Annotated in this window: 16 protein-coding genes; 13 read left to right on the plus strand and 3 right to left on the minus strand. The window is 63.5% G+C overall.

From position 1 onward, the window contains the following. Window positions 1-262 precede the first annotated feature (262 nt). The gene (locus tag JQ597_RS36235) at window positions 263-598 is read right to left on the minus strand and encodes a VanZ family protein (protein WP_212270173.1); all 336 of its coding nucleotides are present in this window, start codon (window positions 596-598) and stop codon (window positions 263-265) included. Window positions 599-887: 289 nt separating this feature from the next. Here JQ597_RS36235 and JQ597_RS36240 point away from each other — a divergent pair, with 289 nt between their 5' ends. From JQ597_RS36240 to JQ597_RS36250, 3 genes are all read left to right on the plus strand, one after another. Continuing rightward, on the plus strand, window positions 888-1,694 hold the full coding sequence (locus tag JQ597_RS36240) for an MBL fold metallo-hydrolase (protein ID WP_212270174.1): 807 nt from the start codon (window positions 888-890) through the stop codon (window positions 1,692-1,694). Window positions 1,695-1,794: 100 nt separating this feature from the next. Next, the gene (gene htpG, locus JQ597_RS36245) at window positions 1,795-3,663 is read left to right on the plus strand and encodes a molecular chaperone HtpG (RefSeq protein WP_212270198.1); all 1,869 of its coding nucleotides are present in this window, start codon (window positions 1,795-1,797) and stop codon (window positions 3,661-3,663) included. Window positions 3,664-3,736: 73 nt separating this feature from the next. Further along, window positions 3,737-4,891, plus strand: coding sequence for a DUF3095 domain-containing protein (locus JQ597_RS36250; protein WP_212270175.1), 1,155 nt, complete (start codon window positions 3,737-3,739; stop codon window positions 4,889-4,891). Between the two features lie 32 nt (window positions 4,892-4,923). Here the strand turns inward: JQ597_RS36250 and JQ597_RS36255 are convergent, their stop codons facing one another. Both JQ597_RS36255 and JQ597_RS36260 read right to left on the minus strand, forming a co-directional pair. Next, window positions 4,924-6,306 (minus strand): MATE family efflux transporter, encoded by a 1,383-nt coding sequence (locus JQ597_RS36255; RefSeq protein WP_212270176.1) that lies wholly within the window; start codon window positions 6,304-6,306, stop codon window positions 4,924-4,926. Between the two features lie 91 nt (window positions 6,307-6,397). Further along, window positions 6,398-6,949, minus strand: coding sequence for a GNAT family N-acetyltransferase (locus JQ597_RS36260; RefSeq protein WP_212270177.1), 552 nt, complete (start codon window positions 6,947-6,949; stop codon window positions 6,398-6,400). Window positions 6,950-7,110: 161 nt separating this feature from the next. Here JQ597_RS36260 and JQ597_RS36265 point away from each other — a divergent pair, with 161 nt between their 5' ends. The 10 genes from JQ597_RS36265 (at window position 7,111) to JQ597_RS36310 (ending at window position 14,464) form a co-directional block, all read left to right on the plus strand. Beyond that, window positions 7,111-7,710 (plus strand): superoxide dismutase, encoded by a 600-nt coding sequence (locus JQ597_RS36265; RefSeq protein WP_192738198.1) that lies wholly within the window; start codon window positions 7,111-7,113, stop codon window positions 7,708-7,710. Window positions 7,711-7,932: 222 nt separating this feature from the next. After that, a complete protein-coding gene (gene crcB / locus JQ597_RS36270; protein WP_212270178.1) occupies window positions 7,933-8,307 on the plus strand; it encodes a fluoride efflux transporter CrcB in 375 nt (124 codons plus the stop codon). A 134-nt stretch (window positions 8,308-8,441) separates the two neighbouring features. Continuing rightward, on the plus strand, window positions 8,442-9,044 hold the full coding sequence (locus tag JQ597_RS36275) for a permease (protein WP_212270179.1): 603 nt from the start codon (window positions 8,442-8,444) through the stop codon (window positions 9,042-9,044). Between the two features lie 19 nt (window positions 9,045-9,063). Beyond that, a complete protein-coding gene (locus JQ597_RS36280; RefSeq protein WP_211994268.1) occupies window positions 9,064-9,561 on the plus strand; it encodes a hypothetical protein in 498 nt (165 codons plus the stop codon). A gap of 51 nt (window positions 9,562-9,612) precedes the next feature. Continuing rightward, window positions 9,613-9,810 carry a hypothetical protein gene (locus JQ597_RS36285; RefSeq protein WP_212270180.1) on the plus strand — a complete coding sequence of 66 codons (198 nt, stop codon included), beginning with the start codon at window positions 9,613-9,615 and terminating at the stop codon, window positions 9,808-9,810. Between the two features lie 2 nt (window positions 9,811-9,812). Then, window positions 9,813-10,589: a metal ABC transporter ATP-binding protein gene (locus JQ597_RS36290; RefSeq protein ID WP_212270181.1), complete on the plus strand. Its 777-nt coding sequence runs from the start codon at window positions 9,813-9,815 to the stop codon at window positions 10,587-10,589. A gap of 5 nt (window positions 10,590-10,594) precedes the next feature. Then, entirely contained in the window at window positions 10,595-11,464 is an 870-nt protein-coding gene (locus JQ597_RS36295) for a metal ABC transporter permease (protein WP_211994028.1), read from the plus strand. A 2-nt stretch (window positions 11,465-11,466) separates the two neighbouring features. Next, window positions 11,467-12,339 (plus strand): metal ABC transporter substrate-binding protein, encoded by an 873-nt coding sequence (locus JQ597_RS36300; protein ID WP_212270182.1) that lies wholly within the window; start codon window positions 11,467-11,469, stop codon window positions 12,337-12,339. Between the two features lie 53 nt (window positions 12,340-12,392). Further along, the gene (locus JQ597_RS36305) at window positions 12,393-13,451 is read left to right on the plus strand and encodes a CobW family GTP-binding protein (protein WP_212270183.1); all 1,059 of its coding nucleotides are present in this window, start codon (window positions 12,393-12,395) and stop codon (window positions 13,449-13,451) included. After that, window positions 13,451-14,464, plus strand: coding sequence for a WD40 repeat domain-containing protein (locus tag JQ597_RS36310; RefSeq protein WP_212270184.1), 1,014 nt, complete (start codon window positions 13,451-13,453; stop codon window positions 14,462-14,464). Before JQ597_RS36305 ends, JQ597_RS36310 begins: the two co-directional genes overlap by 1 nt. Window positions 14,465-14,471: the final 7 nt, after the last annotated feature.

Below are 14,471 nucleotides of genomic sequence, written 5' to 3' on the forward strand. Positions count from 1 at the left end.
GCGCTGGTCGGCATGTTCCAGAAGAACTTCGCCAAGTTCGAAGCCCAGGTCGATGCCGATGTCCGCGCTGCTGCGCCTGAAGTGAAGCTCGCGGCGGAGTGACCAACGGCATGACCGTCCCGTGTCGCTGGAAATAATCGGCGCCTGTTTTGGGATCCAAACAGGCGCCCCACAAGAAACATCGACGGGGCAAGGCTATTTGAAATAGTGGCTATTTGAAATAACGCCTATTTAAATAGCCGTAAAACCGAATCGAAATGCGCTATTTGGCGTGGCCGATTTTGCCCCTTAGCAGCATGACTGCCAATCGTCCGGCGCCAACCCCGCAGATGCCGCCCGCCACCTTCACGGCCGCATCAAGCAGACGGCCGTGGCGATCCGGCGTCAGCAGTTGCAAGATCTCCAACGCCACTGCGCCTCCGACAACGATCGTGACAACAAAAACCACGCGGTTGGGGTAAGCGAGGGCAAGCGCAAGGCCCAGCAAGGCGAAGGCCGCGAAATGCTCAATCAGGCCTTCGGCAAGCACGGGGCGGGCGTGGATCGGCGACAGCGTCGCGAAGGCGATGAATGCCAGCGCCAGCCAGCCCACAATCATGCATAATTTTTGAATGGTCGAGATAATCTGATCCCGTCAATAATTGTTGAGAAAACCCTGGGCGTGGAGATCATCCAACCCGTCCATAGGCGCCGGTTGTGCGCGCCTCGTGCAATAATCACAGCAGCAATAAAAAAGCGAACCCAAGGCAAAACCAGGTCATGTACCGGAACTTACCCTCCAACAGCGCCGAAGCAAGTCAATTGAACTTGAAGGCTAAACTCCCTCTTGTTGATCCGAAACCGCGCATTTGCGAGAGTCGCGTTTCTACCGGATTGGAGTGACGGCGATGCCCTTGTGGACTTGCGAGCAATGCGGTGCCCAGTTTCCGGACAGCGTCGCGCCGCCGGCGGCGTGCCCGATTTGCGAGGACGAACGGCAGTACGTGAACTGGAAGGGCCAGCAATGGCTTTCGCGCGACGCACTGGCGGAGCGCCACAAGCTCGTCTGGCGCGATGATCTCGGTATTTCCGGGATCGCTCTCGATCCGGGCTTCGCGATCGGACAGCGCGCGCTGCTCATTCCCGAGCCCGACGGCTGCGTGATGTGGGATTGCGTGCCCCTGGCCACATCTGATGCGGTGGACCATGTGCGGTCGCTCGGCGGCCTGAAGGCGATTGCGGTTTCGCACCCGCATTATTACGGCGCGGTCGCCGACTGGAGCGAGGCCTTTGGCGGCGTTCCGATCTATCTGCATGGCGACGATCGCCAATGGGTCACGCGGCCGCACGCCGCGATCGTGCCGTGGACCGGCGACAGCCGCCAGATTTCCGATGACATCGTTCTCATCCGCACCGGCGGTCATTTCGCCGGCGGCACGATCCTGCATTGGCGTGCGGGTGCGCAGGGGCGAGGCGCGCTGCTCACCGGTGATGTTGCCATGGTGGCGATGGACCGCCGCTCGCTGAGCTTCATGTACAGCTTCCCGAACTACATCCCCTTGAATGCGAAATCGGTTCAAGGCGTGGCGCGCGCGGTCGCGCCGTTGGCTTTCGACCGCATCTATGGCGCGTGGTGGGGCAAGAACATCGAGGCGGGCGCAAAGGCCGCATTCGATGCTTCGGTCCGGCGCTATCTGGCCGCGATTGCGGATTAGACCGGCCGAGGGTGGGAACCAGCCAGGCCGTCGAACCTTGCCACTCCAGATAGTATCGCTATATCAGGGCTTTCCCACCCATGCTTGATCTCGTGAGCCCCTGATGACCACCACGACTGCCCCCGAATCCCAGCCGTTCCAGGCCGAGGTCGCCGAACTCCTGCATCTGATGGTGCACTCGGTTTATTCGGAAACCGATATTTTCCTGCGCGAACTGATTTCGAACGCGTCCGACGCCTGCGACAAGCTGCGCTATGAGGCGATCGCCGCACCCGAGCTGATCACCGATGGCGCGCCGCCCGCGATCCGCATCGTGCCGAACAAGACGGCGAACACGCTTGCCGTGGTCGACAGCGGCATCGGCATGGACCGGCAGGAATTGATCGACAATCTCGGCACCATCGCGCGCTCCGGCACCAAGTCGTTTCTGTCGCGCCTGACCGAGGCCAAGGATGGCGCCAACCTGATCGGCCAGTTCGGCGTCGGCTTCTATGCCGCCTTCATGGTCGCCGAGCGCATCGTTGTCACCAGCCGCCGCGCCGGTTCGGACCAGGTCTGCACCTGGTCGTCGTCGGGCGGCAGCGGATTTGAAATCGCGCCCGCCAGCGAGGAGGACGCCGCGCGCATCACGCGCGGCACCGAGATCGTGCTGCATCTGAAAGAGAACGCGCAGAAATATCTCGAGACCTACGAGATCGAGCGCATCGTCCGCGCCTATTCCGACAACATCCAGTTTCCGATTGAGCTGGTGCCGGAGGAAGGCGAGCCGCGCCAGATCAATTCGGCCAGCGCGCTGTGGCAGCGGCCGAAATCGGAACTGACGCCTGACGATTACAAGGGCGCCTATCAATCGATCGCCGGCGCGTTCGACGAGCCCGCGATGACCTTGCATTACCGCGCCGAGGGCCGCCAGTCCTATGCGGTGCTGCTGTTCGCACCGTCGACAAAACCGTTCGACCTGTTCGACCAGGCGCGCAAGGGCAAGGTGAAGCTCTATGTCCGCCGCGTCTTCATTGCCGACGATGCTGATTTATTGCCGGCTTATCTGCGCTTCATCCGCGGCGTGATCGACAGCGAGGATCTGCCGCTCAATATTTCCCGCGAGATGCTGCAGAACAATCCGCAACTCGCGCAGATCCGCAAGGCCGTCACCAGCCGCGTCGTCACCGAGCTGGAAAATCTCGGCGACAAGGAGCCGGAGGCGTTCGCGAAAATCTGGGATTCGTTCGGGCCCGTAATCAAGGAAGGCATCTGGGAAGATTTCGAGCGGCGCGAAAAGCTGCTGGGCCTGTCGCGCTTCACCACGACATCGGGCGAGAAGCGTTCGCTCAAGCGGTACGTCGAAAACCTGAAACCGAACCAGACCGAGATCTATTATCTCACCGGCGACAGTATCGAGCGGCTGAAGTCGAACCCAAAACTCGAATCCGCCACAGCCCGCGGCATCGAGGTGTTGCTGCTGACCGATCCGGTCGATGCGTTCTGGACTTCGGCGCCGCTCGATTTCGGCGGCAAGCCGCTGAAATCGTTGAGCCAGGGCGATATCGATTTCGGTCTGATCCCGCTGCTGGACGACAAGGCGGACGACAAAAAAGAAGAGAGCACTACGGATGAGGCCGCGACCATCGCCGTCATCAAGGACACGCTCGGGGAACGCGTCTCCGACGTGCGGGCTTCGCAGCGGCTGACGTCGAGCGCGTCCTGTCTGGTGGCCGGCGGCGACGGCTGCGACCGCCAGCTCGAACGGTTGCTGGCGATGCAGAACCAGGGCTCGGTGACCAAGCCGATCCTCGAGATCAATCTGCGTCATCCATTGGTGGCGGCGATTGCCGGGGCCAAGGACGCAGCCGCGGATCTGTCGTTCCTGCTGCTGGAGCAGGCTCAGATCCTCGATGGCGAATTGCCGGAGGACCCGGCGGCGTTTGCGAGCAGGCTCAATCAATTGGTGCTGCGGGGCGTCAAACTGTAGCAGGGGCGAACCCGAATTTGGGTTACGCCGTATCTGTTAGACAGCTTCGGAAAACGGGGTAACTTGCATCGCAATGACCACGCCCGACGGCACCGACATCTTCTACGGCGGCATTCCGGTCTTTCGCGGCTTCACCAGCCTGATGGATCCGGCGCTGTACTCGCCGTTGCCGGATGATTGGACCGTCGGCGTCGCCGACATCGTGGAATCGACCAAGGCGATCGCCAACCAGCGCTACAAGGCGGTCAACATGGCGGGCGCCGCTGTCATCGCCGCCGTGACCAATGCGCTGGATGGACGCGAGTTTCCGTTCGTGTTCGGCGGCGATGGCGCGAGCTTTGCCGTGGCGCCCGCCGATCTCGGCCGCGCGCGCGAGGCGCTGGCGGCGACAGCGACCTGGGTCAGCGAAGGCCTTGATCTTTCGATGCGGGTGGCGCTGGTGCCGGTGAAAGCAATCCGCGCGCAGGGCCTCGACATCAGAGTGGCGCGTTTCGGGCCGTCACCCAATCTATCATACGCGATGTTTTCCGGCGGCGGTCTCGGCTGGGCGGACGCGGCGATGAAGCGCGGCGAATTCGCGGTCCCCGCGGCGCCGGCCGGCGAGCAGCCGGATTTGTCCGGGCTGTCGTGCCGGTTCGAGGAAATTCCGTCCGCGCGCGGTCTCATTCTTTCGGTGCTGGTGGTGCCGGCAAAGGGCGCCGATCCGCGCGCATTCCGCAAAGCGATCGAAGACATCATCGATCTCGTCGAGCGCAGCCCTGATGCCGGGCGGCCGGTGCCTTCAGGTGGACCCGATATACGCTTTCCGCCGGCGGGCATCGAATACGAGGCGCGTGCCGCGCGCGGCGGGTCGTTGTTGCGGCGCCGCAGTTCCGCGTTGGCCATCGCGCTATGGGCCTATGTCGTGTTGCGCTTCGGCATCAAGGTCGGCAATTTCGTGCCGAAGACCTACATGCAGCAGGTGGTAGAGAATTCCGACTTCCGAAAATACGACGATGGATTGCGGATGATCCTCGATTGTACGCCGGAGCTCGAGCAGGCGCTGGCGCAACGGCTGGCAAAGGCGGCCTCAAACGGTGTCGTGCGTTATGGCTTGCACCGCCAGGACGCGGCGATGATGACCTGCTTCACGCCGTCGGTGATGCGCAGCGACCACGTTCACTTCATCGATGGCGCACGCGGCGGCTATGCCTCGGCGGCGACCGCGTTGAAGGCGATGGCGGCTTGAGCTTCTCGCCGCCACACAACGGGGCTGGATGCTCATTTGCCCCAGCGCGTGAAGCGAATGAACAGCATTGTAGAGAGGCCGTATACGACCATCGCGGCGCCGACGAGGGCGAACAAGGTCCAGGCCGGTGCGCCCGATGACGCCAGCCACCAGCCGCCGAGGCCGACCAGCAGTAGCCGGATGGTGCCGGCCATGACCGGGCCGCCGACCTTTGCCGCGCCCTGCGAGGCGAAGTAGAGCGCGAGGCCGGTGCCGAAGAAGCCGAAGGCCGGACCGGCCCAGGCAAAGTAGGAAGAGGCGGCAGCCGTCACGCCGGGATCGCTGGTAAACAGCGAGATCCAGAGCGTCGGCTTGATCGCGACGACGAGGCCGATAAGGCCGACGGTCAGGCCTGCCGCAGCGGCCGCGGTCCAGGCCACCCGGCGCGCCCGCGCCACGAGGCCAGCGCCAACAGCCATGCCGACCATCGGCACCGAGGCGATGCCGAACGCAAATGCAATCGGGACCAGCAGGAATTCCAGCCGCGAACCCATGCCGTAACCGGCCAGCGTCTCCGTGCCGAGGCCCGCCACGATTTTGGTGAAGATCAAAATCGTCAGGACGGTTTGCAGCGGCGCCAGGCAGGAGATCGCGCCGACTTTAAGGATGTCGACGAACATGTCGCGCTCGAACCTGAAGGCGGCGAAATTCAGCTTCAGCCGGCTCCGGCCGCTGGCGAGGTACCACGCCAGGAAAATCGCGCCCAGCGTGAAGGCGGTGAGCTGACCCGCGGCGACCCCGGGCATGCCAAGCTTCGGCAGGCCGAATAATCCAAGACCGAGGCCGCCGCCGACCACGACCTGAACGACGGCGACGACGATCAGCACGGCCGAGGGAGTGCGCATATCGCCGGTGCCGCGGACCACCGAGGCCAGCGTATTGACCAGCCAGATCGAGATCGCGCCGGAGAACAGCACCTGCGAATATTGCATGGCCTGCTCGAGCACGCCGCCGCGGCCGCCAAGCAGCGAATAGAATTGCCGGCCGAACGCCAGCATGACAACGGTGAAGATCAGCCCGGCGCAGGTGCCGATCATGGCCGCATGCAGCGCCAGCGTCGCGGCGCGATCGCGGTTGCCGGCGCCGAGTGCGCGGCTGATGGCGGAGGACACACCGCCGCCCATCGCGCCCGCCGACATCATCTGCGTCAGCATCACGAACGGAAACACCAGCGCGATCCCGGCCAGCGGCTCGGTGCCGAGCCGGCCGATATAGGAGGTCTCGGCGACCGCCACCAGCGCGGTGCCGACCATCGCGATCGCATTGGGGAGCGCGAGCTTCAGCAGCGTCGGCAGGATCGGCGAGATCAACAGGCTATTGACCGGCGCGGTTGGTGCGGCCGCGGGGCGCAAATCAAGCGGGGCGTCGATCGTCATGCGTCACCGGTTCGTCGGCCAGAAGGCAATATATTATGGCCAACATATTATCGGCAGGCGCAAGCGCAAGCCACCCATCACCGCGCAGGGGTCACCACGGCAGGCCGCATAGGTCGATGACGCCGTCGCGCGGGGCGCGGGTGAAGTCGAATACGAACGGCGCCATCGCCTCGAAACGAATGCGTCCCTCCGGCTGCTCGGCATAGACCTCGCCAGTGAATTTGTGCCACCCGCGGGCCTCGTAGAAGGCGAAATTATGCGGCTCGCAGAACAGAAGAGCAAACTTGATCGCTTCGTGGTCGCGCATGGTCTGGACGGCGGCGCCGAGCGCGAGGCCGGCAAGCCCGCGTCCCCGGAAATCCTCGCGGGTCGCAACCCCGCCGATACCGCCGATATCGACCTTGCGCCCGTTCCAGGTGGCGGTACGGAAATAGACACCGACATGGCAGGCAAGGCCGGGTTTTGACGATTCGCTGGTAGAATCCTGCGGCGCCTCGATCAGCACGCGCAAATCGGCGTGGGCCCATTTGACGTGGCCCCAGGACAGTTTCTCGACCACATGCTTCGGCCAGACCGCATGCATCAGCGGTTCGACCCTCGGCCATGAAGCGTCCCCGTTCAGGACATCGATCTCGATACTCATTTTTCACCCCGCAAAGCCGAATGTCCCGTCATACGCTGGACGCGGAGCATCGTTACCGAAGAAGCCGCCCGCTTTGTCAATTTGCGGTGTTTAAGCGCGATGGAACCTTCTATAAGGGTTCCCGTTACACCACGTCTCCCATCATTTTCGGACATCACCCCATGACCTTCACGCTACCCGATCTTCCCTATGCCCATGACGCCCTTGCCCCCTATATGTCCAAGGAAACGCTGGAATTCCACCACGACAAGCATCACCAGGCTTACGTGACCAACGGAAACAACGCGATCAAGGGGACCGAATTCGAAGGCAAGTCCCTCGAGGAGATCGTCAAGGCCTCGTTCGGCAAGAACCCGGCCGTGTTCAACAATGCCGGCCAGCACTACAACCATCTGCATTTCTGGAACTGGATGAAGCCGAATGGCGGCGGCAGCAAGCTGCCCGGCCGTTTGGAAAAGAAGATCACCGAGGATCTCGGCGGGCTCGACAAGTTCAAGACCGACTTCGCCGCCGCCGGCGTCGGCCAGTTCGGCTCCGGCTGGTGCTGGTTGTCGGTCAAGAACGGCAAGCTCGAAATCTCCAAGACCGCGAACGGCGAGAGCCCGCTGGTTCATGGCGCAACCCCGATCCTCGGCTGCGACGTCTGGGAGCACTCCTACTACATCGACTATCGTAACCGCCGCCCGGACTATTTGAAGGCGTTCGTCGATAATCTCGTGAACTGGGAATATGTCGACCAGCTGTTCGGCAAGGCTTCCTGATTGAGCCCGTCATTCCCCGGTGCGCAATTGCGCATCGGGGGAATCTCGAGATTCCGGGTTCGATGCTTTGCATCGCCCCGGAATGACATCGAGCTAATTTCAGGGGCGGCAGTGCAAAACTGCCGCCCTTATCTTTTGCCTCCCATGCCATCCTTGCAGGCGTCGCGGGCTTGCGGCACAAGCGCTGTTGCCGGGTGATTTCGCGATGTGGAAAATGCTGCGATGAGCTATCTCTTGGTTTTCGTTGGTGGCGGCCTTGGCGCGTCGCTGCGCCATTTCATCAATCTCACCTGCGCCCGCTGTATCGGCACCGGATTTCCCTGGGGCACCTTCATCATCAACATCTCAGGGTCGACCGTGATGGGGCTGATCGCGGGCTATCTCGCCCTCAAGGGCGAGACCTCGCAGCCGTGGCGGCTGTTCCTGATGACGGGCATACTCGGGGGCTACACCACCTTTTCCGCGTTCTCGCTCGATACCGCCGTGCTCTATGAGCGGGGTGAGCTTGGCCTGGCGGCGGCCTACATCCTCGGCTCGGTGGTGCTCTCGATTGCCGGCCTGTTTGCCGGTCTCGCGCTGGTGCGCCACCTGACCTGAAAAGCCCGTGACAGCCTTGCATGGCCATGCCTGAGCGGCGCATGGATGTTTCAGTTGTTCCGTTTGCGTGAGGCCCCGGCCGGGACTAAGCAGGGTTGGACTTTTCACCTGCAGATCCTTGCCGATTCATTGCATTGTCAGAACCCCCATTGAAAGAACCGGTGCCCGCCGACGAACTTGCGGAGGCCGAAGCAGGCCCGCGACGCAAGCGCAAGCCGGTCGGCTGGTCGATGATCTTCATCGCCGTGCTGGTCGCGGTCAGCGCCACGCTGGTCTATCGCCGCGACGGTATCGACGGCGTGCTCAAGATTCTCACCCATGATCTCTGGCTATTCGGCGAGATCCTGCCGCGCGTATTGGCCGGCTGCCTGCTCGGCGCGTTCATTACGGAAATCCTGCCGCACGAGAAAGTGTCGCGATCGCTCGGGCCGAACTCCGGCCTGAAGGGATTGCTGATCGGAACGGCGTTCGGTGCCATCCTGCCGGGCGGGCCGTTCACGGCCTATCCGGTGGCGGCGGCGCTGCTGACGGTCGGCGCTGATTTCGGCGCCACCATCGCGATGGTGGTGAGCTGGACGCTGATCGGTTACGGCCGCGCGGTCGCCTGGGAATTGCCGATTCTTGGCACCGATTTCACGTTGTGGCGGATCGTAATCTCGCTGCCGATCCCGGTCCTCGCCGGCGCGCTCGGTCGCTTCGTCTATGTGCGGATGTATCCCAAAGGCGAGCCGTCATGAAGGGTGAGCCGTCATGACGATGAGCGCGCTCATCATCGACATCAGCCTGTGGGGCTCCGTGCTGGTGCTTGGCATCATCGCGTTCCGGCGCGGCCGCGTCGTGGTGGTTTCGGCGGCGCGCGAGGGCGCAATGGATTTCATCAACATTGTGCCGCGGATCGCGCTCGGCGTGATCGGCTCCGGCTACATCGCCGCCGTCATTCCTCCCGAAATCATCACCGGCTGGCTGGGTCCGGATTCCGGCTGGCTCGGCGTGCTCACGGCCGTGATCGCGGGCGGGCTAACGCCGGGAGGCCCGGTGGTCGGCTTTTCCATCGGCGCAGTGGCGCTGAAGGTGGGCGGCGGCTCGCCGCAGGTGATCGCCTATGTCGTCGCCTGGGCGCTGTTCGCCTTCCAGCGGCTGATACTGTGGGAAATCCCGTTCATGCCGGCGCGTTTCGTCTGGTTCCGGGCCGCGGTCTCGGTGCCGTTCCCGTTCCTGGCGGCGGCCTTGGCGATGGCGATCGGGAAGCCGTGAGGGCAGGGCACTTTGGTGGACTCAGGTTATGTTATAATATAACATCTTTGCATGTCTCACTCCCATTCCCACGACCATGCGCACCACCACCACAGCCATGGTCACCCCCATCACCACGACCCGTCGACCCCGCATCCGGCGCAGCCGGCGCCGTGGTCGATCCTGCGGATGACGGTGGCGGCGCGGCTTGGCGCGGCGCTGGCGGTCAGCGCCTGTCTGTGGGTAGTCGTGCTTGTGGCGATGAGGTGAGCATGGCGGCGCAGACCCAAATCCAGCAAGCTCAGGTCAAATTCAGCAACGTCACGCTCGGCTACGACCGGCATCCGGCCGTGCACCACCTCAACCTGGAGGTCGCCGGGGGCGCGCTGGTCGCGGTGATCGGGCCGAACGGCGCCGGCAAGTCGACGCTGTTTCGCGGCCTCGCCGGCATCCTGAAACCGCTGGCGGGCTCGATCTCGCTGGGTGGTCTGGACAGCAAGGACATCGCCTACCTGCCGCAGACCGCCGACATCGACCGCAGTTTTCCAATTTCGGTGTTCGATTTCGTCGGCACCGGACTGTGGCGCTCCACCGGCTTCTTCGGCGGCATGGGCAAGAAAGAGCGCGAGCGGATTTTGGCGGGGCTTGCCGCCGTCGGTCTCAACGGCTTTGAGAACCGCCCGATCGGCACGCTGTCCGGCGGCCAGATGCAGCGCATGCTGTTCGCCCGCGTGCTGCTGCAGGACGCGCGCCTGATCGTGCTGGACGAGCCGTTCAACGCCATCGACGCCAAAACATCAGCGGACCTGATCGCGCTGGTCAAACGCTGGCATGGCGAAGGCCGTACCGTGCTGGCGGCGCTGCATGATCTCGACATGGTGCGCAACCATTTCCCCGAAACCCTGCTGCTGGCCCGTGGGCCGGTGGCCTGGGGCGCGACCGCGCAGGTGCTGACGCCGGATAACCTCTTGGTGGCGATGAAGATGTGCGAAGCCTTCGACGACCGGGCCGCGGCCTGCGCCGAAGATACGCCGTCGCGGGCGGCCTAGCTCCAATGCTCCACGATGCGCTGATCGCGCCTTTCACCGAATTCGAGTTCATGCGCCGCGCGCTGGCGGCCGTGATCGCGCTGTCGCTGGGCGCCGCTCCCATCGGCGTGTTCCTGATGTTGCGGCGGATGAGCCTCGTCGGCGACGCCATGGCGCATGCGATCCTGCCCGGGGCCGCGATCGGCTTTCTGGTCTCCGGTCTCAACCTGTTCGCGATGACGACCGGCGGCCTGATCGCGGGTTTTACGGTAGCGATCCTGGCCGGCGTGGTCGCGCGCACCACCGAGCTGAAGGAAGACGCCTCGCTGGCGACGTTCTATCTGGTGTCACTGGCGCTCGGCGTCACCATCGTGTCCATCAAGGGCACCAATATCGACCTGCTGCACGTGCTGTTCGGCAACATCCTGGCGATGGACGACCAGACCTTGCTGGTGATCGCCTTCAACGCCACCATCACCTTGCTCGTGCTGGCCGTGATCTATCGCCCGCTGGTGATCGAATGCGTCGACCCGGTGTTCCTGCGCACCGTCAGCCGCGCAGGCGCCCCGGCGCATCTGGCGTTTCTGGCGCTGGTCGTGATCAACCTCGTCAACGGCTTTCACGCGCTCGGCACCTTGCTCGGCGTCGGCCTGATGATCCTGCCCGCGGGCATCGCGCGGTTCTGGTCACGCGACATCACCGGCATGATCTGCATCGCGGTCGCAAGTGCCATGGTGTCGGGCTACGCCGGGCTGGTGCTGTCGTTCCAGACCAAAATTCCGTCAGGCCCCGCGGTCATTCTGGTCGCGGCGGGGATTTATGTGGTGTCCGTATTGTTCGGCAATGTCAGCGGCCTGGTCCGGCAGCTGTTCCCCGGCCGGCATCTCGAGGCGTAACGATGCAGCGTTTGTTCTCCCTCATCTGTCTGGTGCTGATCGCCACAGTCGTTCCGGCCGGCGCGCAGGAACGCCTCAAAATCGTCGCCAGCTTCTCCATCCTCGGCGATTTCGTCCGCAATGTCGGCGGCACAAGCGTCAGCGTCACGACGCTGGTCGGTGCTGACGGCGATGCGCATGTCTACTCGCCGACGCCGGCGGATGCGAAAAAGATCGCCGATGCGAAGCTGATTTTCGTCAATGGCCTTGGCTTCGAGGGCTGGCTGCCACGGCTGCTGAAATCCGCCGGGAGCAAAGTTACCGTCGTGACGGCGACGGCCGGCATCGCGCCGCTCAAGCTCGGCTCGGATGCCGACCCGCACGCCTGGCAATCCGTCGCCAACGCCAAAATCTATGTCGGCAATATAAGCGACGCGCTGGCGGCCGCCGATCCTGCCTCAGCCCAGGGTTTTCGTGCCAATGCGGAGGCCTATCTGGCGAAACTCGACGCTCTCGACCGCGAGGCGCGCGAAGCCGTTGCAAAGATCCCGCAAGCCCGCCGCAAGGTGATTTCGACCCATGGCGCCTTCGGCTATTTCGCCGCCGCCTACGGCGTCGAATTCATCGCGCCGGTCGGCGTATCCACGGAATCCGAGCCCAGTGCCCGCGATATTGCCGGTATTATCACCCAGATCCGGGCGGCCAAGATCCCGGCGGTTTTTCTGGAAAATGTGAGCGATCCGCGCCTGATCCGCCGGATATCGGCCGAGACCGGTGCCAGGATCGGCGGGACCCTCTATTCGGACAGTTTGACGGCCGAAAAGGGCGATGCCCCCACTTACATTGACATGGTCAGGCACAATATAAAGGCATTGACCAGCGCGCTCGCGAACTGAGAGGCAGGGGCCACCCTGCCGGGAGCGTGGCTGCGATATTTGCCGGAGCTGCCATGTCTGAACTGACTGCCCAAAAAATTCCTGTAACCGTGCTGACGGGCTATCTCGGCGCCGGCAAAACCACGCTGCTCAACCGCATCCTGTCGGAAAACCACGGCAAGAAATACGCCGTCATCGTCAACGAATTCGGCGAGATCGGCATCGACAACGACCTCATCATCGGCGCCGATGAAGAAGTGTTCGAGATGAACAATGGCTGCGTCTGCTGCACCGTGCGCGGCGACCTCGTGCGCATCCTCGACGGCCTGATGAAACGCAAGGGCAAATTCGACGCCATCATCGTCGAGACCACCGGCTTGGCCGATCCGGCGCCGGTGGCGCAGACCTTCTTTGTCGACGAGGACGTGCAGAAGAACGCCCGGCTCGACGCGGTCGTCACCGTGGCCGACGCCAAATGGCTGAGCGACCGTTTGAAGGATGCGCCGGAAGCCAAGAACCAGATCGCGTTTGCCGACGTCATCGTGCTCAACAAGACCGACCTGGTTTCCAAAGCCGAACTCGCCGAAGTCGAGGCGCGGATTCGCGGCATCAACCCTTACGCAAAACTGCACCGCACCGAGCGTTGCAAGGTGGCGCTGGCGGACGTGCTGGAACGCGGCGCGTTCGATCTCGATCGCATTCTCGAGATCGAGCCGGAATTCCTCGATACCGGCGACGGTCATGATCATCACCATGATCACGATCATCACCACGGCCATGACCATCCTCATGATCACAGCCACAGCCATGGCGGGCTGAAGCATTACCATGACGAGGAGATGCAGTCGCTGTCGCTGCGCACCGACAAGCCGCTCGATGCGACCAAGTTCATGCCGTGGCTGCAGAACCTCGTCGCCTCCGAAGGACAGAAGATCCTGCGCTCGAAGGGCATCCTCGCCTTCAGCGACGATGACGACCGCTACGTGTTCCAGGGCGTGCATATGATGCTCGAGGGCGACCATCAGCGCAGATGGAAGGATGACGAACGGCGCGAGAGCCGGCTTGTCTTCATCGGTCGCGAATTGCCGGAGCAGATGATTCGCGACGGTTTTGAGAGCTGTATCACCACGTGATGAAACAGTTTGATCCGGGCGAAGGCGCCTCCATCGCTTCGATCACCGACAAGGTGCGGCCGCTTGCGGTCGGCATGCCGATATCGTCGGTGCATTTTCTCGGCGAGACCGCGGTCTTCGTCGGCGCCGAGGAGAAGGCTGCCATCGTCGGCGCCGGCGGCGAGATTTCACCTGTCGATATTCACGGCGGTGCGGTGCTGTGCGCGGCGTCCGACGGCGCGCGCGTCGTTACCGGCGGCGACGACGGCAAGCTCGTCGCGCTCAACGCCAAGGGCGAGGTCGATGTACTCGCAACCGACGCCAAGCGGCGCTGGATCGACAACGTCGCGCTGCACCCCGATGGCGCGGTGGCGTGGTCGGCCGGCAAGATCTCGTACGTTCGCACCAAGGGCGAGGAGAAGTCCTTCGATATGCCCTCGACCGTCGGCGGCCTGGCGTTCGCGCCCAAGGGCCTGCGGCTGGCGGTCGCGCATTACAACGGCGTGACGCTGTGGTTTCCCAACATGGCGGCGAAGCCTGAGTTTCTGGAATGGGCCGGCTCGCATCTGTCCGTCACCTTCAGCCCGGACAACAAGTTTCTGGTGACCGGGATGCACGAGCCGGCGCTGCATGGCTGGCGGCTCGCCGACAACCGGCATATGCGCATGAGCGGCTATCCCGGCCGCGTCCGCTCGATGTCGTGGAGCGCCGGTGGCAAAGGGCTTGCAACCTCGGGCGCCGATACCGTGATCATCTGGCCGTTCGCCAGCAAGGACGGGCCGATGGGCAAGGAGCCGGCGATGCTGGCGCCGCTGCAGGCCCGCGTCTCCGCGGTCAGCTGTCATCCGAAGCATGATATCCTGGCCGCGGGCTACAGCGACGGTTGCGTGCTGATGGTGCGGATCGAGGACGGTGCGGAGATCCTGGTACGCCGGAGGGGCAACGCCGCGGTTTCGGCGCTGGCCTGGAGCCCCAAGGGATCGCTGCTCGCCTTCGGCACCGAAGACGGCGATGCGGGGATGGTGGAGCTCTAAATCATCC

Source organism: Bradyrhizobium sp. AUGA SZCCT0177 (genome assembly GCF_018130125.1).
GTDB lineage: Bacteria > Pseudomonadota > Alphaproteobacteria > Rhizobiales > Xanthobacteraceae > Bradyrhizobium.

Bases quoted from the DNA above. Each gene is read 5' to 3' on its own strand.
- JQ597_RS36235 (WP_212270173.1), bottom strand. From the start codon at position 598: ATGATTGTGGGCTGGCTGGCGCTGGCATTCATCGCCTTCGCGACGCTG.
- JQ597_RS36240 (WP_212270174.1), top strand. From the start codon at position 888: ATGCCCTTGTGGACTTGCGAGCAATGCGGTGCCCAGTTTCCGGACAGC.
- JQ597_RS36250 (WP_212270175.1), top strand. From the start codon at position 3,737: ATGACCACGCCCGACGGCACCGACATCTTCTACGGCGGCATTCCGGTC.
- JQ597_RS36255 (WP_212270176.1), bottom strand. From the start codon at position 6,306: ATGACGATCGACGCCCCGCTTGATTTGCGCCCCGCGGCCGCACCAACC.
- JQ597_RS36260 (WP_212270177.1), bottom strand. From the start codon at position 6,949: ATGAGTATCGAGATCGATGTCCTGAACGGGGACGCTTCATGGCCGAGG.
- JQ597_RS36265 (WP_192738198.1), top strand. From the start codon at position 7,111: ATGACCTTCACGCTACCCGATCTTCCCTATGCCCATGACGCCCTTGCC.
- crcB (WP_212270178.1), top strand. From the start codon at position 7,933: ATGAGCTATCTCTTGGTTTTCGTTGGTGGCGGCCTTGGCGCGTCGCTG.
- JQ597_RS36280 (WP_211994268.1), top strand. From the start codon at position 9,064: ATGAGCGCGCTCATCATCGACATCAGCCTGTGGGGCTCCGTGCTGGTG.
- JQ597_RS36285 (WP_212270180.1), top strand. From the start codon at position 9,613: ATGTCTCACTCCCATTCCCACGACCATGCGCACCACCACCACAGCCAT.
- JQ597_RS36290 (WP_212270181.1), top strand. From the start codon at position 9,813: ATGGCGGCGCAGACCCAAATCCAGCAAGCTCAGGTCAAATTCAGCAAC.
- JQ597_RS36295 (WP_211994028.1), top strand. From the start codon at position 10,595: ATGCTCCACGATGCGCTGATCGCGCCTTTCACCGAATTCGAGTTCATG.
- JQ597_RS36300 (WP_212270182.1), top strand. From the start codon at position 11,467: ATGCAGCGTTTGTTCTCCCTCATCTGTCTGGTGCTGATCGCCACAGTC.
- JQ597_RS36305 (WP_212270183.1), top strand. From the start codon at position 12,393: ATGTCTGAACTGACTGCCCAAAAAATTCCTGTAACCGTGCTGACGGGC.
- JQ597_RS36310 (WP_212270184.1), top strand. From the start codon at position 13,451: ATGAAACAGTTTGATCCGGGCGAAGGCGCCTCCATCGCTTCGATCACC.